Here is a 23,664-nt window from a genome sequence, read left to right as displayed (position 1 = left end):
ACCCTGGACTGGTCACTGGGGCCGCGCTCACCGGCCCGCCCGGCCACTCCCAGGGGGAGCGAGACATGCTGCGGGTGCTGATGATCCTGGTGCCGCTGGCACTGAGCATCTACGCGTTCATCGACTGCGTCACCACCGATGAGAAGCATGTGCGCCACATGCCGAAGGTGCTGTGGGCGATCCTCGTACTGCTCTTCCCGCTCGTCGGGTCGGTGTCCTGGCTGATCGCCGGAAAGAACCGCGCGGCGCTCGCCGCCGAGGGCCGCGCATCGGGGCGCGGCCGGGGTGGCCGGGGCGGCTGGGTCGCGCCGGACGACAACCCCGAGTTCCTGCAGAAGCTGGGCACGCAGGAGCGGGCGCAGCGCCGGGACGAGGACGAGACGCTGCTCAAGGACTGGGAAGCGGACCTGAAGCGCCGCGAGGAGGAGCTCCGCCGCCGCGAGTCGGGAGACGGCAAGGGGCCCGGGGAGCGTGACGAATGAGCGGCCCCGGCACGTCCGCGATGCTGGCCGTCGCGGTGGCCGAGGCCCGGGCCGGACTCGCCTCCGGCGGCATCCCGATCGGCGCCGCGCTGTACGGCGCTGACGGCACACTGCTCGGGCGGGGTCACAACCGGCGCGTGCAGGACGACGACCCGTCGGTGCACGCCGAGACGGCCGCGTTCCGGGCCGCCGGACGGCAGCGCTCGTACCAGGGCACGACCATGGTCACCACGCTGTCGCCCTGCTGGTACTGCAGCGGGCTGGTGCGCCAGTTCGGGATCTCCCGGGTCGTGATCGGCGAGGCGGAGACGTTCCACGGCGGGCACGACTGGCTGGCCGAGCACGGCGTGGAGGTCGTGGTGCTGGACGACCCGGAGTGCGTCGCGATGATGCGCGCCTTCATCGCGGACCGCCCCGAGCTGTGGCACGAGGACATCGGCGAGGACTGAGCAAGAGAACCGAAGAGGGCCGCCGCGGAAGGCCGAGGGAGACCGGCGATGAGTGACGCGATTCCCGTCATCGACCTGGGCGCGTGGCGGTCCGGGGACGACCGGACACGGCAGGCCCTCGCCGCCACCGTCGACGCCGCCCTGCGCACCGCCGGGTTCCTCGTCGTCACCGGGCACGGCGTCGACGCGGGGCTGCGGACGGACATCCGTACGGCCGCCCGGCGGTTCTTCCGGCTGCCGACGGCCGCGAAGGAGCCGTACGCGGTCACGGTCGGCGAGCGCGGCTGGCTGGGGCCCGGCGCGGAGGCGAACGGGTACGCGGAGGGCACGGAGACACCGCCGGACCTGAAGGAGTCGCTGTCCTTCGCGGCCGACGAGCCGACGGGGAACGCCGCCGTGGACGCGGAGTGGTTCCTGCCGAACACCTGGCCCGCGGAGGTGCCGGAGCTGCGGCCGCTGGTCGAGCGGTACACCGGCGAGATGCGGGCGCTGTCCGATCTGCTCCTCGAAGTGCTCGCCGGCGCGCTGGGCGAGTCCGCCGACTTCTTCACCCGGCACACCGGGCACCCCACCTGGGGCTTCAACGTCAACTGGTACCCGGGGACGGAGGTGGTCGGCGCGCCACTGCCGGGCCAGTTCCGGATCGGGCCGCACACCGACTTCGGCACGGTCACCGTCCTGGACCGGCAGCGCGGCAAGGGCGGGCTGCAGGTCTTCACCGACGCGGACGGCTGGGCGGACGCGCCCTGGGCGCCGGACTCGTTCACGGTGAACATCGGCGATCTGATGGCGCGGTGGACCGGCGGCCGCTGGCAGTCGGGGCGGCACCGCGTCCTGCCGCCGCCGGCCGACGTGCCGGCCGAGGAACTGATGTCGCTGGTGTACTTCTACGAGTGCGACCCGGGGACGAGCCTCGGCGGCCTGCCCGACTCGCATGTCTATCTGCGGGAGAAGCTGACCGCGATCACGGTCGGCTGAGCCGAGCGCCGGGCACGACACCACAAATCTGAGCCTCCGTCAGGAAACGGCACGCTCGCCGTAAAGTGACGCGGTGATCATCTCCGACAACGTGCCTGGCCAACGCCGTTTGCCAGGCACTGTCCGGCTGTCGGGAGGGCACCCGTGCCCGACCTGACCCGGCGCAGACTCCTCGGCTCCGCCGCGGGCGCGGTGGGCGGCGCCGCCGCGCTGTCGCTGCTGCCGCCGAGCGTGCGGAAGGCGGTCGCGGCCGGGCCGCCCCGGCACGGCTCGCCGGACGACATCGAGCACGTCGTGCTGCTGATGCAGGAGAACCGTTCGTTCGATCACTACTTCGGGACGCTGCGCGGCGTACGCGGCTTCGCGGACCCGGAGGCGCTCACCCTCTCCACCGGACGCTCGGTCTTCCACCAGCCGGACGCCGTGAACCCGGACGGCTACCTGCTGCCGTTCCACCTGGACACCCACCGCTCCAGCGCCCAGGCCGTCCCGTCCACCAGCCACGCCTGGTCCGTGCAGCACGAGGCGTGGCACGGCGGGCGGATGGACCGCTGGCTGCCCGCGCACCGCAAGGCGGACGGGAAGAACGGCCCGTATGTGATGGGCTATCACACCCGCGCGGACATTCCCTTCCACTTCGCCCTCGCCGAGGCGTTCACCCTCTGCGACCACTACTTCTGCTCGGTCTTCGGGCCCACCTGGCCGAACCGGCTGTACTGGATGACCGGCACGATCGACCCCGGCGGCACCCGGGGCGGCCCGGCCCGGAACAACACCGCGCCGCAACCGTACCGCTGGACGACGTACGCCGAGCGGCTGCAGGCGGCGGGCGTGAGCTGGCGGGTGTACCAGCAGGACGACGACTACGGCTGCAATCTGCTGGAGCAGTTCCGGAGCTTCCGGGACGCCGGGCCCGGGGACGCGCTGTACGAGCGCGGGGTGCGGCCGCGGCCCGCGGGCACCTTCGAGGACGACGCGCGGAACGACCGGCTGCCGGCCGTCTCCTGGATCATCCCGACGGCGGCGGAGTCGGAGCACCCGGACTATCTGCCGGCCGCCGGTGCCGCCTTCGTCGCGCGGACGGTCGAGGCCATCGCCAGTAACCCGAAGGTCTGGTGGAAGACCGCGTTCATCCTGAACTACGACGAGAACGACGGGTTCTTCGATCACGTACCGCCGCCGGTGCCGGCCGCCGGCACGAAGGACGAGTTCATCGGCGGGCTGCCCATCGGCGCCGGCTTCCGCGTCCCGTGCCTGATCGTCTCGCCGTGGACGGTGGGCGGCTGGGCCGCGGGCGAGCCCTTCGACCACACCTCCGTACTGCAGTTCCTGGAGCGCTTCACCGGCGTCGAGGAGCCGAACATCTCCGACTGGCGGCGGGCCACCTTCGGCGATCTGACCTCGGCCTTCGGCTTCGGACCCGCGCGCCGCCCGCCGCGGCTGCCACGCGACACCGCCGAGCGGCTGGCAGCGGCCAAACGAGAAGTCGCGACCCTGCCGAAGCCGGTCCTCCCCGGCACCGGCCAGTCCCCGCCCCGCCAGGAGCGCGGCGGCCGCAAACGCCGCTGAACCGGCCGCGGGATCACCGCTGTCAGTGCCGTGCCCTAATCTTCTGCTCGGCGCGACGAATTGGCCGCGACCAGGGGTTCTCCCCTGCCCGCCGCCCGTCCGTACCCCCCATCGCCATCCTCGCGGCCGGGTCTTCCGGCCGTCGGTTCAGCATGCTCGTCACCGAGCTCGTTCAGAGGATGAAGCACTTGCGCACACGAAGACTTGTCAGCGCCCTCACGCTGACGGCCCTCGTCGGTACCGCAACTCTCTTCGGCCCCGGGTCCGCCGGCCCCGCGTACGCCGACAGCTCCACCCCCCTGCCCGCCGACTGGATCACCGACACCGTCGTGGACGGGGTCCACAAGCGGGTGTTCATGAGCGCCCCGAACAGCGACAGCGTGCTGGTCGCGGACTACGACGGGAACCTCGTCGGGCAGATACCGGGCGAGCAGGGCGCGTCCGGACTCGCCCTCTCCGAGGACTCCGGGACGCTCTACGTCGGCCTGTCCGAGGGCGAGGCGATCGCCGCGATCGACACCGGCTCGCTCACCGAGACCGCCCGTTACGCCACCGGTACGGGCAACCAGCCCTCCACCCCGGTCGTCACCGGCGGCAAGGTCTGGTTCAGCTTCTACGGCTCCCGGGGCGGCGGCATCGGCGCGGTCGACCTCTCGGGCGCCGAGCCGGTCGTCACCACCGACGAGGTCCCGGCGTACGCCTGGTACAACGCACCGCTGCTGGCCGCCTCGCCGGCCGCGCCGGGCACGCTCGTCGCGGGCGAGGTGGGCTCCAGCCCGGCCACCATGGCCGTGTACGACGTGACGTCCGGGCACCCGGTCCAGAAGGCCAACGTCTGGAACCCGGGCGGCGGCACGTCCAACCTCCGCGACATGGCCATCGCCGCCGACGGCGAGAACGTCGTCGTGGCCAGCGGCGCACCGTACAAGCAGCAGGTCTTCAAGCTCTCGGACCTGACGGCCAACGGCAGCTACCCGACCAACCCGTACCCGAACGCGGTGGCCATCGCCCCGGACGGCACGGTCGCCGCGGGCATCGACGGCTACTACGAGGACGACATCTACCTCTTCACGCCGGGCGCGGCCGCGGCGTACCGCACGTACGAGGTCAAGGGCACGACCAACGCGACGCTCAGCACCCGGGGCCTGGAGTGGGCGCCGGACGGCAGCCGGCTGTTCGCGATCACCGGCTCCGGCACGACGCTCCAGCTCAAGGTGCTCACCGAGGCCGCCAAGGCCGACTCGCAGCTCACCGTGACGGCGCCGGCCACCGCCCCGTCCGGCCCGCCGCTGACCGTCTCCGGCACGCTGACCGCCAAGCTGCCGTACGCCGAGGGCACCTCGGTCGAGGTGACGCGCACCGGCCCGTCGGGCGGCTCGGCCGTCCCGCTGGGCAGCGCGACCGTGGCCGCCGACGGCACCTTCAAGGTGACCGACCGGCCGCGCGGCGAGGGTGACGTGACGTACACCGTCACCTACCGGGGCGACGCGCGCCACACGGCCGCGACGGCGACCGCCACCGTCGCACTGACCGGCCGCTGAAGCTGACCGGCCGCTGAAAACGGCCAGTCGCTGAAAAACGGCCGCGGCGGGCCGGGAACGTGTCCCGGCCCGCCGCGGCCCACGGCTGTCGCCCCGGTCAGACTCCGGCGTAGGAGTGCAGACCCGTGACGAAGATGTTCACGCCGTAGTAGTTGAAGAGGTAGCAGGCGAAGGCGATCAGGGCCAGGTAGGCGGCCTTGCGGCCCTTCCAGCCTGCGGTCGCGCGGGCGTGCAGGTAGCAGGCGTAGGCGACCCAGGTGATGAAGGACCAGACCTCCTTGGGGTCCCAGCCCCAGTAGCGGCCCCAGGCGGCCTCGGCCCAGATCGCGCCCGCGATGATCGTGAAGGTCCACAGCGGGAAGACCGTCGCGTTGATGCGGTACGCGAACTTGTCCAGCGAGGCGGCCGCGGGCAGCCGCTCCAGTACCGACTTGGCGAAGGCGCCCGGCTGCTTGCCGCTCGGGTCGGCGAGCTTGGCCTCGTAGCGGTCGCGGAAGAGGTACAGCAGGGTGGAGACCGCGCCCATGTAGAGCACCGCGCCGGAGATGATCGCGCAGCTGACGTGGATCCACAGCCAGTACGAGTGCAGTGCCGGGACGAGCTGGTCACTGGCGGTGTAGAGGACCGAGACGGCGAGGCCGAGGTCCAGCAGGACGGTGGTGACCAGCGGCAGGCCGAGCCAGCGGACGTTCTTCTTGGCGACCAGCAGGATCAGGTACACGGCCACCGCGACCGCGGCGAAGGTCGTGGAGAACTCGTACATGTTGCCCCAGGGGGCACGCTCCACCGACAGGGCGCGGGAGACCACGCCGCCCACGTGGATCAGCCAGGCCAGCGTGGTCAGCGAGATGGCGATGCGGCCGTACAGGTCGCCCTTCTCGGTGCCGCCGTGCGCGCCGATGCCGTCGGGCACGTCCCGGCTGCCGGCCGCCGAGCGGGTCACGACCTTGGGGCGGTCCAGTACGGCGGTGCCGCCGGCCTTGGCCTTGGACTGCACCGTCACGCCGGGCGCCGCCGATTTGTCCGCGGTGAGCGCGGCGGCCGTACGGCCCACCTTGCTCCGGCTGCCGAACACCCACTCCGCCATGTGCGCGAGGAACGCCAGGGTGTAGATCGCCATCGCCGAATAGATCAGCGTGTTGCTGGTACTGGCCAGGTTCTCGTTGGCCGCGGCCGCGAGGTTCACGCGCGCGCTCCTTCGGAGGGATCAGCGTTACCGGCGGAGTCGGTCGGCTCCGCGGAGTCTTCGGGGTCGGAAGCTTCGGTTTCGGTTTCCGGCTCGGGCGCCTGCGGGGCGTCCGGCTGGAGGGTGTACGCGAGGTCCGCCAGCTCCTCGGGGAGCTTCGCGGACTCGCTGCGGCCGAGCCCGGCGATCTCCACGACGGTGACGCCGTCGGGGCCCGGCTCGGCGCGGACCCACACCCGGCGGCGCTGGATGAACAGCGAGCCGGCGAGGCCGAGCAGGGCGGCGACCGCGCCGCCCAGCGCGAGCCCGTTGCCGGGCTGGTGGGAGATCTTGAAGCTGGCCCACTGCTTGACGCCGTTGAACTTGATGCTGCCGTCACCGTTCGGCAGCTTCATGGACTGCCCCGGGGACATCATCTGGGCGACCGCCCGGCCGTCGACCTTGTACTGCTTCAGGTTCTTGGTCTCGAGCTGGTAGACGTTCTGCGGCAGGCCCGAGTCCACGCCCAGGTCACCGTGGTACGCGGTGAGGGTCAGCCGGGGATTGTCCAGCGCCGGGAAGACGGAGAACATCGAGCCGGAGCCCTTGCCGCCGAAGGTCGGGACGAAGAAGCCCTGGAAGCCGAGCTGGTTCTTCTTGCCGTCCTTGGTCTTGGCGCCGGGGACCTTCACCACGCCGCTGGAGGTGAAGTTCTTGGGGTCCTGCGGGAGGAACGGCACGGCGCCCTCGTAGACGACCTTGCCGGTGCCGTCCTTGACGGTGACGTCGGGCGCGTAGCCGTGCGAGAGCAGGTAGACCCGGTCACCGCCGATGTCCAGCGGCTCGTTGACCTTGATCGAGGTCTTGTGCTCCTTGCCGTCGGCACCGCTGAAGTAGGTGACGTCGGCGCGGAAGATCCGCGGGGTGCCGTTCTGCGGCCCGCCGCGCTCGTACGTGGCGACGAACTTGTCGAGCTGGAAGCCGAACGGCTCCAGGTCGTTCGTGTCGAAGAACGAACCGGACTTGAAGTCGTCGAACTGCGTCAGGCTGTTGGAGAAGCCGTCGCCCTCGGCGATCAGCTTGCCGCCCTCGGACTTCCACAGGTTGCCGATGGCGAAGGCGACCAGCATCACGATCAGCGCGATGTGGAAGATCAGGTTGCCGGCCTCGCGGAGGTACCCCTTCTCGGAGGCGACCGAGGTGCCCACGATGTGGCTGCGGAAGCGGCGCTTCTTGAGCGTCCGCTGGGCGGCCTGGAGGACCTGCTCGGGCTCGGCGGTGGTGCGCCAGGTGGCGTACGCAGGCAGCCGGGTCAGCCGGCGCGGGGCGCCCGGCGGGCGGCCGCGGAGCTGGCCGACGAACTGCCAGGTCCGCGGGACGATGCAGCCGATCAGCGAGATGAACAGCAGCAGGTAGATCGCGGAGAACCACACCGAGCTGTAGACGTGGAACATCCCGAGCTTGTCGTAAATCGGCCCGAGGACGTCGTGCTGTTCCTTGAACTGATCGACCTTGACCGGGTCGATGCTGGTCTGCGGGATGAGCGAGCCGGGGACGGCGCCGAGCGAGAGCAGGAAGAGCAGGATCAGCGCGACCCGCATCGAGGTGAGCTGGCGCCAGAACCAGCGTGCCCAGCCGATCGGCCCGAGGGAGGGGAGGGAGACCTCCTCCTTCGGCGCGGTGGACAGCTGGGAGCCCGCGGCGCCGAGGTCGGCGTCCTGCGGGGTCTCGCTGTGCGTGTCGCTGTGGGTGTCGGTCTTGGCGGCCATCAATTCAGATCCCAACGGTGAAGCCGGTCGTCCAGCTCTGCAGCTCGGACATCATGCTGTCCCAGATTCCTGTGACGAGCAGGACGCCGATCACCACGAGCAGCCCGCCACCGGTCCGCATCACCCAGACATAGTGGCGCTTGACCCAGCCGAACGCGCCGAGCGCCTTGCGGAAGGCCAGCGCGACCAGGATGAAGGGCAGGCCGAGGCCGATGCAGTACGCGATGGTCAGCAGCGCGCCGCGGCCCGCGCTCGCCTCGTTGAACGACAGGGCGTTCACGGCGGTCAGGGTGGGGCCCAGGCACGGCGTCCAGCCGACGCCGAAGAGCACGCCGAGCACGGGCGCGCCCACCAGCCCCATCGCGGGCCGCTTGTGCAGCATCCGGAACTCGCGCTGCCCGAAGCGGCCCAGCACACCCATGAAGGTGAGGCCGAGCAGGATGGTCAGGGCGCCGAGCACCCGGGAGATGACGTCCTTGTAGTCCTGCAGCGTCTGCCCGAAGTACCCGAAGAGGGCGCCGCCGGAGACGAAGACGACCGTGAAGCCGAGGACGAAGAGGGCGGCGCCGCCGAGCATCCGGCCGCGCTTGGCCTCTCCGAGGTCGGTGCCGGTGACGCCGGTCACGTACGACATGTAGCCCGGTACGAGCGGCAGTACGCACGGCGAGAAGAAGGACACCAGGCCGCCGAGGAGGGCGACCGGCAGGGCGACCAGCAGGGCGCCGGTGAGCACGGTCTGGTTCGGCGCTGTACTTGCGGCGGCGAGCGCGATCACGGGATCACTTCTCCGCGATCAGCGGGTCGATCATCTTGCGCAGCTCGTTCTCGCTGAGCGGGGTGAGGGCACGCGCCGCGATCCGGCCCTTGCGGTCGATCGCGATGGTGGTGGGGATCGCCTGCGGGTTCAGGCTGCCCTTGGGGAAGCGCAGCATCTGCTTGCCCATCGGGTCGTACAGGCTCGGGTACGGGACCTTGTGCTGCTCCTCGAAGCTGACTGCCTGGGTCTTCTTGGAGTCCCGGGTGTTGATCCCGAGGAACTGCACGCCCTCGTCCTTGGTCTCGTTCGCGACCTTGGCGAAGTTCGGGGCCTCGGCGATGCAGGGCGCGCACCAGGAGCCCCAGATGTTGAGGACGACGACCTTGCCCTTGTAGTCGGCGATGTCGAGGTGCTTGCCCTTGGTGGATTCGCCCGAGATGTCGGGCACCGGCTGCCGGTCGGCCGGCTTCACGGTGTCCACGCCGTCCTTGCCCTGCACGAACTTCGTCTGCTCCGAGCCGCCTGACGTACCGCCCGACCCGCAGGCGCTCAGCAGCACGGCGGCGACCGCGGCTCCGGCGGCCGGCAGGAGCGTACGGCGACGGGTGACGCGGCGGCGGGGGACGCGGCAGGCACTCATGTGAAAAGTTTCGCATGGGCCCATTACGGATCTTCCGCACCCCCCTCGTCGCGCGGTTCAGTCCGCCGCGAGGTACCGCCGCCAGCCGCCCTTCGGCTGCTCGCCGACGTCCAGCCGCTGCAGCCTGGCCAGCACCTTCGGGTCCTGGACGGCCAGCCAGTCGGTGAACTGCTTGAAGGACACCAGCCGCACGTCCCGGTGCTTCTCGTGCGCGATGTGCTTCAGCGCCTCCTCGACGGCGTCCATGTAGATCCCGCCGTTCCACTCCTCGAAGTGGTTGCCGATGAAGAAGGGGGCCCGGTTCGTCTCGTACGCGCGCTGGAATCCGGAGATGTACGCGTCCGCGGCCTGCCGGCGCCAGCCCGGGTAGTTCGCCTTCGGGGCCCGGGTGGAGTTCCGGGACTGGTTGGCGAGCATGTTGTAGTCCATCGAGAGGACCTCGAAGGAGTGGCCCGGGAACGGGATCTGCTGGAGCGGGAAGTCCCAGATGCCGTACTTCTTCGTGGGCCAGGTCTGGCGGCCGCCGGGCGAGCTGGCGTCGTAGCGCCAGCCCAGCTCACGGGCGGTGGGCAGCAGATTGTCCTGGCCGAGCAGGCAGGGGGTGCGGCCGCCGACGAGTTCCTTCTGGTAGTCGAAGGGCAGCGGCTCGACGTCGGTGAAGCCGGTGTGCGTCCGCCACTTCGTGACGAAGTCGGTGGCCTGGTCGATCTCGGAGCGCCACTGCGCGGGGGTCCAGTGGGCGACCGAGCCGGAGCCGGCGCAGAAGTGGCCGTTGAAGTGGGTGCCTATCTCGTGCCCTTCGAGCCAGGCCGCGCGGATGTTCCGCAGCGTCTCCTTGATGTGCGCGTCGGTGAGGTAGCCGATGTCGGAGGCGCCGACCGGGTTGTTCGGCGGGCGGTAGAGGTGCTTCTTGGACTCCGGCAGGCAGTACAGCCCGGAGAGGAAGAACGTCATCGACGCGCCGTGATCCTTGGCGAGGCGGCGGAAGCGGGGGAAGAGGCCGTTGCCGACCTCGCCCGCACCGTCCCAGGAGAAGATCACGAACTGCGGCGGCGTCTGCCCCGGCGCCAGCGGCTCGGGCTTGGGAGGCTGGTGGGGCTGCGGGCCGGTCTCGGCGGTGGAGCCGTCGCCGATCGGCTTCGGGCGGGCCTGGACGGTGGGCTTCCCGGCGGCGTCGCCGGGCCGTGCGGTGCCGCAGCCCGCGAGTCCCAGCGCGGCGGCCGCCCCCGCTCCGATGCCCAGCAGGTTCCGCCGACTGATCGCGCTCATACCGTTCCCGTTCACCCTTGTCGCACCAAAGCCCGTATATACGGACATGGGGTAAGAGGGCGGGACAGGTGCCGAGGTTCCGGCGCGAGCGCATATATCTACGGCGGTACGTACGGGCAGCTCGCTGTCCGTACGTACCGCCGCAGGGGAATCAGGCGCCGGCCGCCTTCGGCTGGCCCTTCAGGGAGCCCTTGCCGAACCGGGGCTGGGCCCCGGCCCGCAGGTGCTCGGGGACCAGGTCGAGCGCGGGCTCGCTGTAGCCGACCGACACGATCCGGTCGCCGTGGAAGGTGAAGGACGTCAGCGAGGCGAGCGTGCACTGCCGCCTGCGCGGGTCGTGCCACAGCCGCCGCCGCTCGGCGAAGCTGCGCACGATCCAGATCGGCAGCTGGTGGCTGACCGCGACGGCCTCGTGGCCGCGTGCCGCGTCCCGGGCCGCGCCGAGCGCCGCCATCATCCGGACGACCTGCTCGATGTACGGCTCGCCCCAGGACGGCCGGAAGGGGTTGGTGAGGTACTTCCAGTTCCCCGGCCGCTTGAGCGCGCCGTCGCCGACGCCGAAGGTCTTGCCCTCGAAGATGTTGCCGGCCTCGATCAGCCGCCCGTCGGTCGCGACGTCCAGCCCGTGCGCCTTGCCGATCGGCGTGGCCGTCTCCTGCGCCCGCTCCAGCGGGGAGGCGACGACATGCATGATGTCGCGGTCGGCGAGGTGCTCGGCGACCCGGTCGGCCATCTGCCGGCCGAGCTCGGAGAGGTGGTACCCGGGGCGGCGCCCGTAGAGGATGCCGTCGGGGTTGTGCACCTCGCCGTGGCGCATCAGGTGGACGACGGTGATGTCATCCACGCTGCCGCCGCTGCCGCCGTTCGTGCTGCTCATGCGGTGGCCTCGGCGGCGGCCCGGGCGGCGGCCGGCAGCGCGGCCGCGATCCGCTCGATCGCCTGCGTGTCGTGCGCGGTGGAGACGAACCAGGACTCGAAGGCGGACGGCGGGAGGTAGACGCCCTGGGAGAGCATCGAGTGGAAGAAGGGCGTGAAGCGGAAGGACTCCTGCGCCTTGGCCTTCTCGTAGTCGGTGACGTCCTGGTCGGAGAAGAAGACCGAGAACATGTTGCCCGCGACCTGCACGCGGTGCGCCACGCCCTCCTTGGTCAGCGCCTCGGAGACCAGCCCGCGCAGCTCCGCGGAGACCGCGTCGACCTGCTCGTACGCGGCGTCGTCCAGCAGCCGCAGCTGCGTGACGCCGGCGGCGGTGGCGATCGGGTTACCGGAGAGGGTGCCCGCCTGGTAGACGGGGCCGGCCGGGGCGAGGTGGGCCATGACGTCGGCGCGGCCGCCGAACGCCGCGGCCGGGAAGCCGCCGCCCATGACCTTGCCGAAGGTCATCAGGTCGGGACGCACCCCGTCGATGCCGTACCAGCCGGCCTTGCTCACCCGGAAGCCGGTCATGACCTCGTCGGAGATGTACAGCGCGCCGTTCGCGGAGCACAGGTCCTTCAGCCCCTGGTTGAAGCCCGGGAGCGGCGGGACCACGCCCATGTTGCCGGGCGACGCCTCGGTGATCACACAGGCGATCTGGCCCTCGTGCGCGGCGAACGCGGCGCGCACGGCCTCGATGTCGTTGTACGGCAGCACGATCGTGTCGCCGGCCTGCGCGCCGGTGACGCCCGGCGTGTCGGGCAGCCCGAAGGTCGCCACGCCCGAACCGGCCGCGGCCAGCAGGGCGTCCACGTGCCCGTGGTAGCAGCCGGCGAACTTGATCACCTTGGGGCGGCCGGTGAAGCCGCGGGCCAGCCGGATCGCCGACATGGTCGCCTCGGTGCCGGAGGAGACCAGCCGGACCTGCTCGACCGGCTCGATCCGGCCCACGATCTCCTCGGCGAGCTCGACCTCGCCGGCGCCCGGCGTGCCGAAGGACAGGCCGCGCGCGACGGCGTCCTGCACGGCCGCGAGGACCTGCGGGTGCGAGTGGCCGAGGATCATCGGTCCCCACGAGCACACGAGGTCGACGTACTCACGACCGTCGGCATCGGTGAGGTACGGACCGGTACCGGACACCATGAACCGGGGCGTACCGCCCACGGCGCGGAACGCGCGCACGGGAGAGTTCACGCCGCCGGGCGTCACGACGGCCGCGCGGTCGAAGAGCGTCTGCGAAACTGGGGCATCGTACGAGTGAGTCACGCAAGCAATGGTCTCAGAGGCGCACGGGGGCGCGCGGCCGGGCGTTTCACACGCCGGTGACGGGGGAGGTCTCTGAGACGATGATCGGGTTGCGCGGCTGAGGCTGCGAGTGGTCGGGTGGAGATATGCATCGCGGTGGCGAACTGGGCGAAGGGACCGATGACCGGGGCCCGGAGCGCGCCCGGCGCGGACGCCACCGCCGAGCGGAGTACAGCGGCGAGCAGGACCGTGCGGAGCAGAGCGGCGCCGGGCACGTCGGCCCGGAGAACAACAGCGGGACCAGCAGCAGAGGCGGGCGCATGGGGGTGACGTACAAATACTTCGGCGCTCCCGACGGCGCCACCGCGGCCCGGGTACCGATCTCGATGCGCCCCGAAGAGCTGGGCGGTGACGAGCTCGGCATGGGCGGGATGTTCACGAAGATCAAGCCGGAGACCATGGCGGCGATGGTGCTGACCGGCATAGAAGGCATACCGCTGTCCAAGGTCCCTCCGCTGGAACTGGTCGTCCTGCACCCCGACTACGCCGTGGTCAAGCTCCCGATGACGGTCGTCGACCCGCTGCGCGGCGTCGGCGAGGAGTCGGTGGGCGCCGCCGCCTTCATCTGGTCCACCGTCCCCGACCGCGGCGGCCCACGCGACGCCTTCGCCGTCTACCGCCTCCTCCATGAATGGCAGGACTTCAGCCACCGTCTGCACGAGGCCGGACATCAGGCGTACTGCCTGGTGTGGCCCTGACGAGCGGCGGAGGGCCGAAACCGCCGGACGGCGTAGCCGAACCAGTACTCCCCGCGGCACCGGCACGTGTCCCCGCCGCTGTCCCCTTCCCGCGGGCGCAGGAGACTAGGCTCGAAGGTGTGAAGGCACACGGGCCCACACCGGACCATGACCAGTCCACGCCGGACAATTTCGCCATTGTGGCGGTCGCCTCCTCGGCCGGCGGCATCCACGGACTGAGTGTGCTCCTGGAAGCGCTGGGGACCGGGCTTCCCGTCCCGCTCCTCATCGTGCAGCACCTCGACCCCCGCCACGGCACCGTCATCGCCGACGTCCTCGGCCGGCGCACCCCGCTCAGGACCAAGCTGGCGGAGGACGGCGAGCAGGCCCTTCCCGGTGTCGTGTACATCGCCCCGCCCAACCACCACCTCCTCATCGGCGCCGACGGCGTCCTGGCGCTCTCCAGCAGCGAGCTGGTGCACTTCGTGCGCCCCTCGGCCGACCTCCTCTTCGAATCCCTCGCGGGCGCCTACGGTCCGCGCGCCATCGCCTGCGTCCTGACCGGCTCCGGCTACGACGGCGCGATGGGCGTCGACGCGGTGAAGTCGCGGGGTGGCACCGTGATCGCCGAAGATCCCCGCACGGCAGAATTCCGGGGCATGCCGGAGGCGGCCGTGGAGACAGGGGCCGTGGACTTCGTGCTGCCCCTGAACGAAATCGCCACGGTGATCCGTGGCCTGGTCGAGACCAAGAGGCAATGATGGGTGACGCAAGGGAAGCCGAGACCGATCAGGAGCTGGAGGCACTGCTCGGCTTTCTCCGAGACACCCGGGGCTTCGACTTCACCGGCTACAAGAGATCCTCCCTGGGCCGCCGCATCCGCAAGCGGATGACGGACGCGAACGTGGAGTCCTACGCCGACTACCGGGACCTGCTGGAGACCAGCGCGGACGAGTTCGGCGCGCTCTTCAACACCATCCTGATCAACGTCACCTCCTACTTCCGCGACCCCGACGCCTGGGCCTTCCTCCAGCGCGAGGTGCTGCCCGAACTGCTCGCGCAGGTGGAGCCCGAGGAAGAGATCCGGGTGTGGAGCGCGGGCTGCTCCAGCGGCGAGGAGGCGTACTCCCTCGCGGTCATGTTCGCCGAGGCGCTCGGCATCGAGGAGTGCCTGAACCGCGTCAAGATCTACGCCACGGACGTCGACGAGGAGGCGCTGCGCGACGCGCGCTCCGGGCTCTACACGGCGAAGGCACTGGAGGGGCTGCCGGCGGAGCTGCGGGAGAAGTACTTCGACCAGAACGGCGCGCAGTTCAGCTTCCGCGCCGACCTGCGCCGCCGGGTGATCTTCGGTCGGCACGACATCACCCGTGACGCCCCGATCTCCCGCCTGGACCTGCTGATCTGCCGCAACACGCTGATGTACTTCAACGTCGAGGCGCAGACCCAGATCATCGACCGCTTCCACTTCGCGCTGCGTCCGGGCGGCTTCCTCTTCCTGGGGAAGGCGGAGATGCTGCTGAACGACGCCGACCGGTTCGACGTCATGAGCATGCGTCAGCGGGTCTTCCGGCGCCGTCCGGGCGAGTCGGGCCCGCCCTACAACCCCGCCCCCGTGAAGATCCGTGCAGGCGGCCACAACGAGATGCACTCCCTCGCCCGCAACCGCCAGCTGCGCGACCTGATCCTGGACGCCGTGCCCTCCCCGTCGGTCGCCGTCGACGTCGACGGCACCGTGGTGATGATCAACAACCATGCGCGTACCCAGTTCTCCCTCACCGCGGGCGACATCGGCCGCCCGTTCCAGGACCTGGAGATCTCCTACCGCCCGGTCGAGCTGCGCTCCCTGATCGAGCAGGCCGTGCACGAGCGGCGGACCCTGCGGGTCAACGGCGCCGAGCGGCGGACCGGCGAGGAGCTGCAGTACTTCGACATCCTCATCCAGCCGCTGATGTCCGCGAACGGGACGCCGACCGCCACGAGCCTCACGTTCACCGACGTCACCGTGGCCACGCAGCTCCGGTCGGAGGTGAAGCGGGTGCGGGAGGACCTGGAGACCGCGTACGAAGAGCTGCAGTCGACCAACGAGGAGTTGGAGACCACGAACGAGGAACTCCAGTCCAGCATCGAGGAGCTGGAGACCACCAACGAGGAACTCCAGTCCACCAACGAGGAACTGGAGACCACCAACGAGGAACTCCAGTCGGGCAACGAGGAACTGGAGACCATGAATGAGGAGATGCGCATCCGCACCGAGGAGCTGGACGAGGCCCGCGCGTTCCTCGAAGCGGTCCTGACCAGCGTCGCGGCCGGGGTGGTGGTCCTGGACCGGGAGACCCGGGTCAAGAGCTGGAACCGCGGCGCCGCCGAGCTGTGGGGGCTGCGCTCCGACGAGGTCGTCGAAGAACCGTTCTTCTCGCTGGACTTCGGGCTGCCCGCCGGTGAGCTGCGGGGCATGATCCACCACTGCCTGGAAAGCGGCCGGCGCACGGGCCCCGTCGGTCTCCCGGCCGTGAACCGCATCGGCCGGGCCATCCACTGCACGGTGGCGTGCTCGCCGTTCGACGGATACAACGGCGGCGTCGTCCTGTTGATGGAAGAAGTGCCCGACGCACAGGCCGACGGCGGAAAGCCCGCGTAGGCTGCTCGTATGGAAAAACGGGGTCCGTCCGGAACGGCGGCGGCCGCACGGCGTCGTGCGGCCGGTGCGCACCGACGCGCGGACCGCGCCGAGGCACTGGCCGCGCAGCAGGAGCACTTCGCGGAGAAGACGGGTCACCCGCTCCATCTCCGGCTGGCGGAAACCCACCGCAAAGCGGCCGCCGCCCACCGCTCCTCGGCCAATCTCCAGGACGCGTACGCCCGCCGGCTGGAGAGCTGGCAGTCGCCCGCCGACCCGCCGCCCCCGTTCATGAGCGTGGTCGCGGACGCCTGCGGCACGGGCAGCGCCGCCCTCGCCCTGCTCGGCTCCGACCACAGTCAGCTCGCGGTCGCCGCGTCCGACGGCCCGTCGCGTGCGGCGCAGGACCTGGAGTACGTCCTCGGCGAGGGCCCCTGCCGGGACGCCGCCGCCGGCCGCTGCCGGGTCACCGTCGCCGGGCCCGCCATCGAGCGGCGCTGGCCCGGTTACGGTTCGGCGGTGACGGCACTGGGCTTCGGCGAGGTGGTCGCCGTACCCTTGGAAACCCCCGACGGCTGCCTGGGTTCACTGGCCGTCTTCGACCCCCGGCCCGGTATCGCCAGGTCCGCCGTCTTCGCCGAGATCACCGAGGCGCTGGTGCGCACCGTACTGCTCGGCCCGGACGCCGATCCGGAGCTCTACGGCGGCACGGACCACCGGGACACGGTGCACCAGGCGGCAGGCATGGTGTCCGTACAGGCCCGCTGTCCTGTCGAGGACGCACTCGCGCTCATCAAGGCAAAGGCATACGCCGACGGGGTACCCGTCAATGAAATGGCCCGGCGGATCGTGCACGGAAAGCTCCGTCTTGCCTGACCGGCAAAGATGGCGCAAGGTTCGCGGAGCGCTGCGACTCGCATGAAGGGGGCGTGATGACGACACCGGCACAGCAGATCGCCGACGTGTTCGTGGAACTGTCCGGAGGTACCGCGGGCGCGCCCTTGGAGGTCCCCGAGCTGCTGTCCACACTGGCACGGTGCAGTCCCCGGCTGCTCGGCGTGCGCGCGGCCGGCGCGGTGGGAGCCGTCGACGACCGGGCGGAACCGCAGGTGGCCGGCTCCGAGGACGGCGCACAGCTGCTGAACCAGGAGGCGCTGAAGTGGCGCGAGGGCCCGGGCGCGGACAGCCGCCGCAGCGGCCGGCCGCTCCCCGGCATCGCGTTCGACGGCCAGGCGGCCAGGCAGCGCTGGCCGCGGTACGCGCCGCGGGCGCTGGAGCTGGGATACGCCCGCGCCGCCGCCTTCCCGCTGCGGACCGGTGAGCGGTCCGTGGGCGCGCTGGTCCTGCTGGGCTCCGCGGCGGACGCCCCGGTCTCCGAGGAGAAGGCGGCGCTCGCCCAGTCCCTCGCGGACTTCACCGGGCTGGTCCTGACGCGCGATCACGAACTGCACGCGAGCCGGGCGCTGAGCTCGCAGCTGGAGTTCGCGCTGAACAGCCGCGTGATCATCGAGCAGGCCAAGGGCGTGCTCGCCACGCGTCACTCGCTCACCATGGACGGCGCCTTCGCCCTGCTGCGCGGCCACGCCCGCGCGCACCGCCGGCTGCTCTCCGACGTGGCCCACGACATCGTCGAGGGCCGGCTCGACCTGGGCTGATCCCGCTCCTGATCCTCGGGCGCGTACCCACGCACCTCGTCAACTTCTACACCCGTGTAGATTTCAGCTCGGCGGCGCGCCCGCGTGCGCCGGACGCGGAACGACGAAGGACGACGAGGAGCAGCACATGGCCCTGTGGGACCGGATCAAGGACTCCGCCCAGACGATGCAGACGCAGCTGACGGCGAAGAAGAACGAGCTGAAGAGCGGCGCCTTCCGGGACGCGAGCATGGCGATGTGCGCGCTGGTGGCCGCCGCGGACGGCAGCGTCGACGCCTCCGAACGCCGCCGCGTCGCCCAGCTCATCATGTCGAACGACGTGCTGCAGAACTTCGCTGCCGACGATCTGCAGCGCCGCTTCGACGGTTACCTCGACAAGCTCGTCGCCGACTTCGAGTTCGGCAGGGTGAGCGTGCTCCAGGAGATCGGCAAGGTGAAGAAGAAGCCGGCCGAGGCGCGCGCCGTCATCCAGATCGGCATCGTCATCGGCGGCGCGGACGGCGACTTCGACAAGACCGAGCAGGCCGTCGTGCGCGACGTCTGCTTCGCGCTGGACATCCCGCCGGCCGAGTTCGACCTGTGACCGGGGGCCGGGTGCGGCCCGCGGCGGTCAGCCGCGGGGCCCCGGCTCGCCCTGGTCACGGGAGTTGATCACGTCGCCGGGCTGCGCCTTGATGACGCGCGGCGGCGGGCCGTCGTCGTCCGGGTGGACCCCGTCCTTCATCGCCCTGGTCTCGGCCTTCAGGATGCGGGTCGCCTTGCCGGCCGACCGCACGAGATCGGGCAGCCGCTTGGCCGCGAGCACCACGATGACAACGATGAGGAGCAGCGCGATCTCACTGATCCCGAACATCCCCGGTCCTCTCTTCCCCCTCCGCACGGAGGGCCCCATGAGCGTACCGGCCGTCGACGCGGCCCACTTGAAACTACAGCACTGTAGAAACAAGGGGTGAAGACCAGGCGTACGCCCCGGGCTCACCTCAGTACGATGGCCGCTCCACGGACCGTACGACCACCACACGTACGGACGGGGCAGCGGAGGGAGACGGCGGAGTGGACCGCGGAGCGCGCCGGCGCGGCCAGGGCGAACTGGAGGCACAGGTCCTGTCGGTACTGCGGCTCTCCTCGGGCCCGGCGACCGCGGCCTGGGTGCAGAAACGTCTCGACGGCGATCTCGCCTACACCACCGTCATGACCATCCTCTCCCGGCTGCTGGCCAAGGGGGCCGTCACCCGCGAGCGCCTGGGCCGCGCCTTCGTGTGGCAGGCCGCGTCCGACGAGGCGGGGCTCGCCGCGCTGCGCATGCGCCGGGTACTGGACGCCGAGGCCGACCGGGAAGCGGTGCTGGCCAGCTTCGTCACGGCCCTCTCCCCCGACGACGAGCGCCTGCTGCGCGGCCTGCTCCACGAGGCGGGCGAGGACGCGGAGGACTGACCCGTGGGCGTGTTCGTCTTCCTGCCCCTCGTACTCCCGCTGACCGCGTGGCCGGTGGCGCGGCTGGCCGAACAGCATCTGCACCCGCGCAGCGCCACCCGCCTGCTGGCCGGCGTGGCGGCCGTACTGGCCGTGTGCAGCACCCTCTGTCTCGCCCTGATCATGGTCGTCGGCACGGCCCAGCTCCCCGGCAACCCGCTGCCGGACGGCTGGTCCGACCCGGAGGTCCGCGCGGCGGTCCCGTACGACGAGATCGTGGGCAGGGCGGCGATCCCCGCGCTGGCCGCGGTGGCCGTCGCGGGCGTCCGTACCCTCTGGCGCCATCTGCGCGTACGGCGCCGGGCGGCCCGCGCGCTGGCCGGACTGCCGGGCTCGCGGGTCGCGGTCCTGCCGGACGGCGTGCCGTACGCGTACGCGCTGCCGGCCCGGCGGCCGGGGCGGGGCCGGATCGTGGTGTCCACCGCGATGCTGGACCGGCTGGACTCGCGCGAGCGGCGCGCCCTGTTCGCCCATGAGCGCGCCCATCTGACGGGCCGTCACCACCGTTACCTGCTGGCCGTACAGCTCGCGGCCCGCGCCAACCCCTTCCTGCTGCCGCTGCGCACGGCCACGGAGTTCTGCACCGAACGCTGGGCGGACGAGGAGGCGGCGCAGGCGGTCGGCGACCGCCGGGTGACGGCGCGCGCGGTGGGCAAGGCGGCGCTCATCACCCGGCACGCGCCGATGGCGGGGCCGGCCGGGCTGGCTGGGCTGGCCTCGTTCGCCGCTCCGGGTCCCGTACCGCGCCGGGTGGCGGCGCTGCTGCGGTCCGGGCCGCCGGTCCGCGGCTGGCCGCCGGCGCTCACCCCGGCCGGTATCGCCACCCTCGTCGCGGCGGCGGGCACCCTCGCCTCGGCCCTCTCCTCCGTCAACGCCGCCGTCGCGCTCTTCCTCGTCCTCCAGGCGGCGACACCGCTCTGAGCGGGTGCCCTCAGGGCCGCTCAGCCGTCAGATACCGCTGCACCGTCGGCGCCAGCCAGGCGACGACCTCGTCGTGGCTGAGCCCCGTTGCGGGCGGGATGCGCACGACGTAACGGGCCATCGCCATCCCGATGATCTGGGAGCCGACCAGCGCGGCCCGTACCGCCGCCTCGTCCGGCACCGGGCAGACCGCCGCGATCACCGGCGCGAGCTGGTCGCGGAAGACCGACCGCAGCCGCTCGGCGCCCGCGTCGACCGTGACGCCGACCCGCACCATCCCGGTCAGCCGCTCGTCGTGCTCCCAGACGTCCAGGAAGTGCCGCACCAGCCGCTCGCCCAGCCGGTCGCGGTCCACCGCGGTCAGGTCCGGCATCCGCAGGTCGATGTCGGTGGCGGCGACGAACAGGCCCTCCTTGTTGCCGTAGTAGCGCATGACCATGGACGGGTCGATGCCCGCGTCCCTGGCGATGGCCCGGATGGTGGCGCGCTCGTACCCCTCGGCGGCGAAGCGGTCGCGCGCGGCGTTCAGAATCGCGGCGCGGGTCGCGTCGGAGCGGCGGGGACGGGCCGGGGTCTCGGTACCGGGAGGGGGTCTGTCGGACATGTCAACAAGCGTAGGCCAACAGCTGTTGACACGCCAGAGTGGCCGCCGTACGTTGCCAACAAGCGTTGACCAACACACGTTGGCACAGGAGGCGGCCATGAACCGCGAAACCCGCACCACCACTCGTACGACTGCCCCGCACCCCACCTCCGACGTCCTCGTCGTCGGCGCCGGGCCCACCGGCCTGCTGCTCGCCGGCGACCTCGCCGAGGCCGGCCTCGACGTCACCCTGCTGGAGCGCCGCGCCCCCGGGATCAGCAACCTCACCCGCTCCCTGGTCGTGCACGCCCGCACCCTCGAACAGTTCGACGCCCGGGGCCTCGCCGAGGAAGTGATCGGCACCGGCCATCCGGTGACCTCGCTCCAGCTCTTCGGCGATGTCGCGATCGATCCGACCGAGCTGCCCACCCGCTTCCCGTTCATCCTGGTCACCCCGCAGTTCGAGGTCGAGCGGGTGCTGGAGGAGCGGGCCCGCAAGGCCGGCGTGACCTTCGCGTACGGCCACGAGCTCACCGGCATCGACCAGGACGCCGACGGCATCACGGCCACGGTCCGCACCGAAGGCGGCGGCACGGCCGGCCACCGCGCGTCCTACCTGGTCGGCACCGACGGCGTGCACAGCGGCGTCCGCCGGGCGCTCGGCCTGCCGTTCCCCGGCAAGGCCGTCATCCGGTCCGTCGTACTCGCCGACGTACGGCTCACCGATGAACTGGACGCGCCGCTCGTCGCCAAGGCCACCGGCGACGCCTTCGCCCTCATCGCGGGCTTCGGCGACGGCTGGTACCGGGTGATCGCCTGGCACCGTCACCGGCAGACCGACGACAAGGCGCCGGTCGACCTGGCGGAGGTCCGCGAGCTCACCCGGCTCGCCCACGGCACCGACTACGGCATCCAGGAGGCCCGCTGGATGTCCCGCTTCCACAGCGACGAGCGGCAGGTGCCGCAGTACCGCGTGGGCCGGGCCTTCCTCGCGGGCGACGCGGCCCACGTCCACTCCCCGGCCGGCGGCCAGGGCATGAACACCGGCCTGCAGGACGCCGCCAACCTGAGCTGGAAGCTGATCGCCGTACTGCGCGGCCGGGCCACCGACGCGCTGCTGGACACCTACCACGCCGAACGCCACCCGGTGGGCCGCATGGTGCTGCGCTCCAGCGGCGCGCTCATCCGGTTCGCGCTGCTGCAGACCCGCGCGCAGCACGCGGCGCGGATGCTGGCGACACAGCTCATCAAGCGGGTACCGCCGGTGACCCACCGCGCGGTCTCGATGATCACCGGCATCGGCATCGCGTACGGACGCCACCGCGGCGACCACCCGCTGACGGGCCGGCGCGCGCCCGACATCCGGCTCGCGGACGGCAGTCGCCTCTACGAAGCACTGCGCGGCAACCGCTTCGTGCTCATCACCCCGGCATACGAGTCGCCCGAGCTGGGCGGCCGGGACGCGAGCCGCCTCGTGCACGGCACCTGGCGCGGCGACCGGCGCACCGCGCTGCTGGTCCGCCCGGACGGCTACATCGCGTGGGCCACGGACACGATGGACCGCGCGGCCCGCGCGGATGCCCTCGCGGCGGCCCTGCTGCGCTGGACGGGCCCGGCGGAGCGGGAGCCGGCAGCGGCGTCAGGCCGGGGATGAACGCCCGCGCCCGTACCCGCCCGGACGGTCGGCATACCCTGCCGGTATGTCGATCGTCCGCTCCGCCGTCCTCTTCGTCCTTGCCGCGCTCTTGGAGATCGGCGGCGCCTGGCTGGTCTGGCAGGGCGTACGGGAGAGCCGCGGCTGGATCTGGGCGGGCGCGGGCGTACTGGCCCTGGGCGCGTACGGCTTCGTCGCCACGCTCCAGCCGGACGCCGACTTCGGCCGCATCCTCGCCGCGTACGGAGGCGTCTTCGTCGCCGGCTCGCTGGTCTGGGGCATGGTCGCGGACGGCTACCGCCCCGACCGCTGGGACATCACCGGCGCCCTGGTCTGCCTGGCCGGCATGGCCCTGATCATGTACGCGCCGCGGGGCCGTTGACGGTCCTGCCGGCCCCGGCCCCCGGTTCAACTCGGCATATCCTGACCGCGGTACCGCCCACTCGTACATCCGTACGCCCGTACGCCGAGGAGCACTCATGACCGCCGCCGCCCGTACCGCCGTTGTCACCGGAGCGAGCAGCGGTATCGGTGCCGCGACCGCCCGGCAGCTCGCCGAGGCCGGTTACCGCGTAATCCTCGCCGCGCGCCGCAAGGACCGCATCGAGGCGCTGGCCGCCGAGCTCCCGCACGCCGAGGCGTACGCCCTCGACGTCACCGACCGCGCCGCCGTCGACGCCTTCGCGGCCTCCCTGGACCGCTGCGACGTGCTGGTCGCCAACGCGGGCGGCGCGCTCGGCACCGACCCGGTGGCCACCGCCGACCCGGCCGACTGGCGCGCGATGTACGAGGTCAACGTCCTCGGCGTGCTCAACATGGTGCAGGCGCTGCTGCCCGCGCTGACCGCCACCGGTGACGGCACGGTCGTCGTGCTCTCCTCGACCGCCGGGCACGGCACATACGAGGGCGGCGGCGGTTACGTGGCCGCCAAGCACGGTGCCCACGTACTCACCGAGACGCTCCGCCTGGAGCTGTGCGGCGAGCCCGTACGCGTCATCGAGATCGCCCCCGGCATGGTGAAGACCGACGAGTTCGCGCTCACCCGCTTCCGCGGCGACGAGGCGAAGGCCGCCAAGGTGTACCAGGGCGTCGCCGAGCCGCTGACCGCCGAGGACGTGGCCGAGACGATCGCCTGGGCGGTCACCCGCCCCGCCCACGTCAACATCGACCTCCTCGTCGTCCGCCCGCGCGCCCAGGCGTCCAACACGAAGGTCCACCGCGAGTCCTGACCGGTCCGCATCC

Annotated in this window: 25 protein-coding genes; 16 read left to right on the top strand and 9 right to left on the bottom strand. The window is 71.6% G+C overall.

Features of this window, described 5'->3' with window-relative positions; translation table 11 throughout:
* The first annotated feature begins 65 nt into the window (after positions 1-65).
* From IF04_RS0125625 to IF04_RS0125605, 5 genes are all read left to right on the top strand, one after another.
* On the top strand, positions 66-482 hold the full coding sequence (locus IF04_RS0125625; RefSeq protein WP_030262502.1) for a PLD nuclease N-terminal domain-containing protein: 417 nt from the start codon (positions 66-68) through the stop codon (positions 480-482).
* Positions 479-931: a nucleoside deaminase gene (locus IF04_RS0125620; protein ID WP_030262499.1), complete on the top strand. Its 453-nt coding sequence runs from the start codon at positions 479-481 to the stop codon at positions 929-931. Before IF04_RS0125625 ends, IF04_RS0125620 begins: the two co-directional genes overlap by 4 nt.
* A gap of 48 nt (positions 932-979) precedes the next feature.
* Positions 980-1,909: an isopenicillin N synthase family dioxygenase gene (locus IF04_RS0125615; protein ID WP_030262496.1), complete on the top strand. Its 930-nt coding sequence runs from the start codon at positions 980-982 to the stop codon at positions 1,907-1,909.
* A gap of 144 nt (positions 1,910-2,053) precedes the next feature.
* Positions 2,054-3,478: an alkaline phosphatase family protein gene (locus tag IF04_RS0125610; RefSeq protein ID WP_030262494.1), complete on the top strand. Its 1,425-nt coding sequence runs from the start codon at positions 2,054-2,056 to the stop codon at positions 3,476-3,478.
* Positions 3,479-3,666: 188 nt separating this feature from the next.
* Positions 3,667-5,019, top strand: a complete 1,353-nt coding sequence (locus IF04_RS0125605) for a hypothetical protein (protein WP_030262491.1) — start codon at positions 3,667-3,669, stop codon at positions 5,017-5,019.
* Positions 5,020-5,116: 97 nt separating this feature from the next.
* Here the strand turns inward: IF04_RS0125605 and ccsB are convergent, their stop codons facing one another.
* The 7 genes from ccsB to hemL all read right to left on the bottom strand — a co-directional run bounded on the left by ccsB (position 5,117) and on the right by hemL (position 12,800).
* Complete coding sequence (gene ccsB, locus IF04_RS0125600; protein ID WP_030262488.1) at positions 5,117-6,205, bottom strand: c-type cytochrome biogenesis protein CcsB; 1,089 nt, start codon at positions 6,203-6,205, stop codon at positions 5,117-5,119.
* Complete coding sequence (gene resB / locus IF04_RS0125595) at positions 6,202-7,953, bottom strand: cytochrome c biogenesis protein ResB (RefSeq protein ID WP_030262485.1); 1,752 nt, start codon at positions 7,951-7,953, stop codon at positions 6,202-6,204. Before resB ends, ccsB begins: the two co-directional genes overlap by 4 nt.
* 4 nt (positions 7,954-7,957) lie before the next feature.
* The gene (locus IF04_RS0125590) at positions 7,958-8,728 is read right to left on the bottom strand and encodes a cytochrome c biogenesis CcdA family protein (RefSeq protein WP_030262482.1); all 771 of its coding nucleotides are present in this window, start codon (positions 8,726-8,728) and stop codon (positions 7,958-7,960) included.
* A gap of 4 nt (positions 8,729-8,732) precedes the next feature.
* Positions 8,733-9,350, bottom strand: coding sequence for a TlpA family protein disulfide reductase (locus IF04_RS0125585; RefSeq protein ID WP_030262480.1), 618 nt, complete (start codon positions 9,348-9,350; stop codon positions 8,733-8,735).
* Positions 9,351-9,407: 57 nt separating this feature from the next.
* Positions 9,408-10,619 (bottom strand): polysaccharide deacetylase family protein, encoded by a 1,212-nt coding sequence (locus IF04_RS0125580; protein WP_030262478.1) that lies wholly within the window; start codon positions 10,617-10,619, stop codon positions 9,408-9,410.
* Between the two features lie 151 nt (positions 10,620-10,770).
* Positions 10,771-11,496, bottom strand: coding sequence for a histidine phosphatase family protein (locus tag IF04_RS0125575; RefSeq protein ID WP_030262475.1), 726 nt, complete (start codon positions 11,494-11,496; stop codon positions 10,771-10,773).
* Positions 11,493-12,800, bottom strand: a complete 1,308-nt coding sequence (gene hemL, locus IF04_RS0125570; protein ID WP_078600797.1) for a glutamate-1-semialdehyde 2,1-aminomutase — start codon at positions 12,798-12,800, stop codon at positions 11,493-11,495. Before hemL ends, IF04_RS0125575 begins: the two co-directional genes overlap by 4 nt.
* A 125-nt stretch (positions 12,801-12,925) precedes the next feature.
* On the opposite strand from hemL, the gene IF04_RS0125565 reads away from it, so the two are divergent.
* The 6 genes from IF04_RS0125565 to IF04_RS0125540 all read left to right on the top strand — a co-directional run bounded on the left by IF04_RS0125565 (position 12,926) and on the right by IF04_RS0125540 (position 18,374).
* A complete protein-coding gene (locus IF04_RS0125565) occupies positions 12,926-13,537 on the top strand; it encodes a hypothetical protein (RefSeq protein WP_078600795.1) in 612 nt (203 codons plus the stop codon).
* A gap of 119 nt (positions 13,538-13,656) precedes the next feature.
* Positions 13,657-14,277, top strand: coding sequence for a chemotaxis protein CheB (locus IF04_RS0125560; protein WP_030262463.1), 621 nt, complete (start codon positions 13,657-13,659; stop codon positions 14,275-14,277).
* Complete coding sequence (locus tag IF04_RS0125555; protein WP_078600791.1) at positions 14,277-16,157, top strand: CheR family methyltransferase; 1,881 nt, start codon at positions 14,277-14,279, stop codon at positions 16,155-16,157. The genes IF04_RS0125560 and IF04_RS0125555 overlap by 1 nt, the downstream gene beginning before the upstream one ends.
* A 9-nt stretch (positions 16,158-16,166) precedes the next feature.
* Positions 16,167-17,012: an ANTAR domain-containing protein gene (locus IF04_RS0125550; RefSeq protein WP_030262456.1), complete on the top strand. Its 846-nt coding sequence runs from the start codon at positions 16,167-16,169 to the stop codon at positions 17,010-17,012.
* 56 nt (positions 17,013-17,068) lie between these two features.
* Positions 17,069-17,791 (top strand): GAF and ANTAR domain-containing protein, encoded by a 723-nt coding sequence (locus tag IF04_RS0125545; RefSeq protein WP_030262454.1) that lies wholly within the window; start codon positions 17,069-17,071, stop codon positions 17,789-17,791.
* A gap of 127 nt (positions 17,792-17,918) precedes the next feature.
* Positions 17,919-18,374: a tellurite resistance TerB family protein gene (locus tag IF04_RS0125540; protein ID WP_030262450.1), complete on the top strand. Its 456-nt coding sequence runs from the start codon at positions 17,919-17,921 to the stop codon at positions 18,372-18,374.
* A gap of 27 nt (positions 18,375-18,401) precedes the next feature.
* Here the strand turns inward: IF04_RS0125540 and IF04_RS0125535 are convergent, their stop codons facing one another.
* Positions 18,402-18,644, bottom strand: a complete 243-nt coding sequence (locus tag IF04_RS0125535; RefSeq protein ID WP_030262447.1) for a twin-arginine translocase TatA/TatE family subunit — start codon at positions 18,642-18,644, stop codon at positions 18,402-18,404.
* Between the two features lie 200 nt (positions 18,645-18,844).
* On the opposite strand from IF04_RS0125535, the gene IF04_RS0125530 reads away from it, so the two are divergent.
* Together IF04_RS0125530 and IF04_RS0125525 are read left to right on the top strand one after the other, a co-directional pair.
* Entirely contained in the window at positions 18,845-19,225 is a 381-nt protein-coding gene (locus tag IF04_RS0125530; RefSeq protein WP_030262444.1) for a BlaI/MecI/CopY family transcriptional regulator, read from the top strand.
* A gap of 3 nt (positions 19,226-19,228) precedes the next feature.
* Positions 19,229-20,185, top strand: a complete 957-nt coding sequence (locus tag IF04_RS0125525) for a M56 family metallopeptidase (protein WP_030262440.1) — start codon at positions 19,229-19,231, stop codon at positions 20,183-20,185.
* A 10-nt stretch (positions 20,186-20,195) separates the two neighbouring features.
* Here the strand turns inward: IF04_RS0125525 and IF04_RS0125520 are convergent, their stop codons facing one another.
* The gene (locus tag IF04_RS0125520) at positions 20,196-20,789 is read right to left on the bottom strand and encodes a TetR/AcrR family transcriptional regulator (RefSeq protein ID WP_030262436.1); all 594 of its coding nucleotides are present in this window, start codon (positions 20,787-20,789) and stop codon (positions 20,196-20,198) included.
* Positions 20,790-20,886: 97 nt separating this feature from the next.
* Between IF04_RS0125520 and IF04_RS0125515 the strand changes: the two genes are divergently transcribed.
* From IF04_RS0125515 to IF04_RS0125505, 3 genes are all read left to right on the top strand, one after another.
* Positions 20,887-22,422, top strand: coding sequence for an FAD-dependent oxidoreductase (locus tag IF04_RS0125515; RefSeq protein WP_030262433.1), 1,536 nt, complete (start codon positions 20,887-20,889; stop codon positions 22,420-22,422).
* A 46-nt stretch (positions 22,423-22,468) separates the two neighbouring features.
* Positions 22,469-22,804 (top strand): YnfA family protein, encoded by a 336-nt coding sequence (locus IF04_RS0125510; protein ID WP_030262430.1) that lies wholly within the window; start codon positions 22,469-22,471, stop codon positions 22,802-22,804.
* Between the two features lie 97 nt (positions 22,805-22,901).
* Entirely contained in the window at positions 22,902-23,651 is a 750-nt protein-coding gene (locus tag IF04_RS0125505; protein ID WP_030262427.1) for an SDR family NAD(P)-dependent oxidoreductase, read from the top strand.
* Positions 23,652-23,664 lie beyond the last annotated feature (13 nt).

It is taken from the genome of Streptomyces violens, from assembly GCF_000717745.1.
In the GTDB taxonomy this organism is placed as follows: Bacteria; Actinomycetota; Actinomycetes; order Streptomycetales; family Streptomycetaceae; genus Streptomyces; species Streptomyces violens.
This window is presented reverse-complemented; position numbering and strand designations above follow the sequence as displayed.

Coding starts and splice junctions, on each gene's coding strand:
- IF04_RS0125550 (WP_030262456.1), top strand. CDS start 16,167: ATGGAAAAACGGGGTCCGTCCGGAACGGCGGCGGCCGCACGGCGTCGT.
- IF04_RS0125510 (WP_030262430.1), top strand. CDS start 22,469: ATGTCGATCGTCCGCTCCGCCGTCCTCTTCGTCCTTGCCGCGCTCTTG.
- IF04_RS0125540 (WP_030262450.1), top strand. CDS start 17,919: ATGGCCCTGTGGGACCGGATCAAGGACTCCGCCCAGACGATGCAGACG.
- IF04_RS0125575 (WP_030262475.1), bottom strand. CDS start 11,496: ATGAGCAGCACGAACGGCGGCAGCGGCGGCAGCGTGGATGACATCACC.
- IF04_RS0125555 (WP_078600791.1), top strand. CDS start 14,277: ATGGGTGACGCAAGGGAAGCCGAGACCGATCAGGAGCTGGAGGCACTG.
- IF04_RS0125585 (WP_030262480.1), bottom strand. CDS start 9,350: ATGAGTGCCTGCCGCGTCCCCCGCCGCCGCGTCACCCGTCGCCGTACG.
- IF04_RS0125580 (WP_030262478.1), bottom strand. CDS start 10,619: ATGAGCGCGATCAGTCGGCGGAACCTGCTGGGCATCGGAGCGGGGGCG.
- IF04_RS0125535 (WP_030262447.1), bottom strand. CDS start 18,644: ATGTTCGGGATCAGTGAGATCGCGCTGCTCCTCATCGTTGTCATCGTG.
- IF04_RS0125565 (WP_078600795.1), top strand. CDS start 12,926: ATGCATCGCGGTGGCGAACTGGGCGAAGGGACCGATGACCGGGGCCCG.
- IF04_RS0125505 (WP_030262427.1), top strand. CDS start 22,902: ATGACCGCCGCCGCCCGTACCGCCGTTGTCACCGGAGCGAGCAGCGGT.
- IF04_RS0125615 (WP_030262496.1), top strand. CDS start 980: ATGAGTGACGCGATTCCCGTCATCGACCTGGGCGCGTGGCGGTCCGGG.
- resB (WP_030262485.1), bottom strand. CDS start 7,953: ATGGCCGCCAAGACCGACACCCACAGCGACACGCACAGCGAGACCCCG.
- IF04_RS0125515 (WP_030262433.1), top strand. CDS start 20,887: ATGAACCGCGAAACCCGCACCACCACTCGTACGACTGCCCCGCACCCC.
- IF04_RS0125620 (WP_030262499.1), top strand. CDS start 479: ATGAGCGGCCCCGGCACGTCCGCGATGCTGGCCGTCGCGGTGGCCGAG.
- IF04_RS0125520 (WP_030262436.1), bottom strand. CDS start 20,789: ATGTCCGACAGACCCCCTCCCGGTACCGAGACCCCGGCCCGTCCCCGC.
- IF04_RS0125625 (WP_030262502.1), top strand. CDS start 66: ATGCTGCGGGTGCTGATGATCCTGGTGCCGCTGGCACTGAGCATCTAC.
- IF04_RS0125545 (WP_030262454.1), top strand. CDS start 17,069: ATGACGACACCGGCACAGCAGATCGCCGACGTGTTCGTGGAACTGTCC.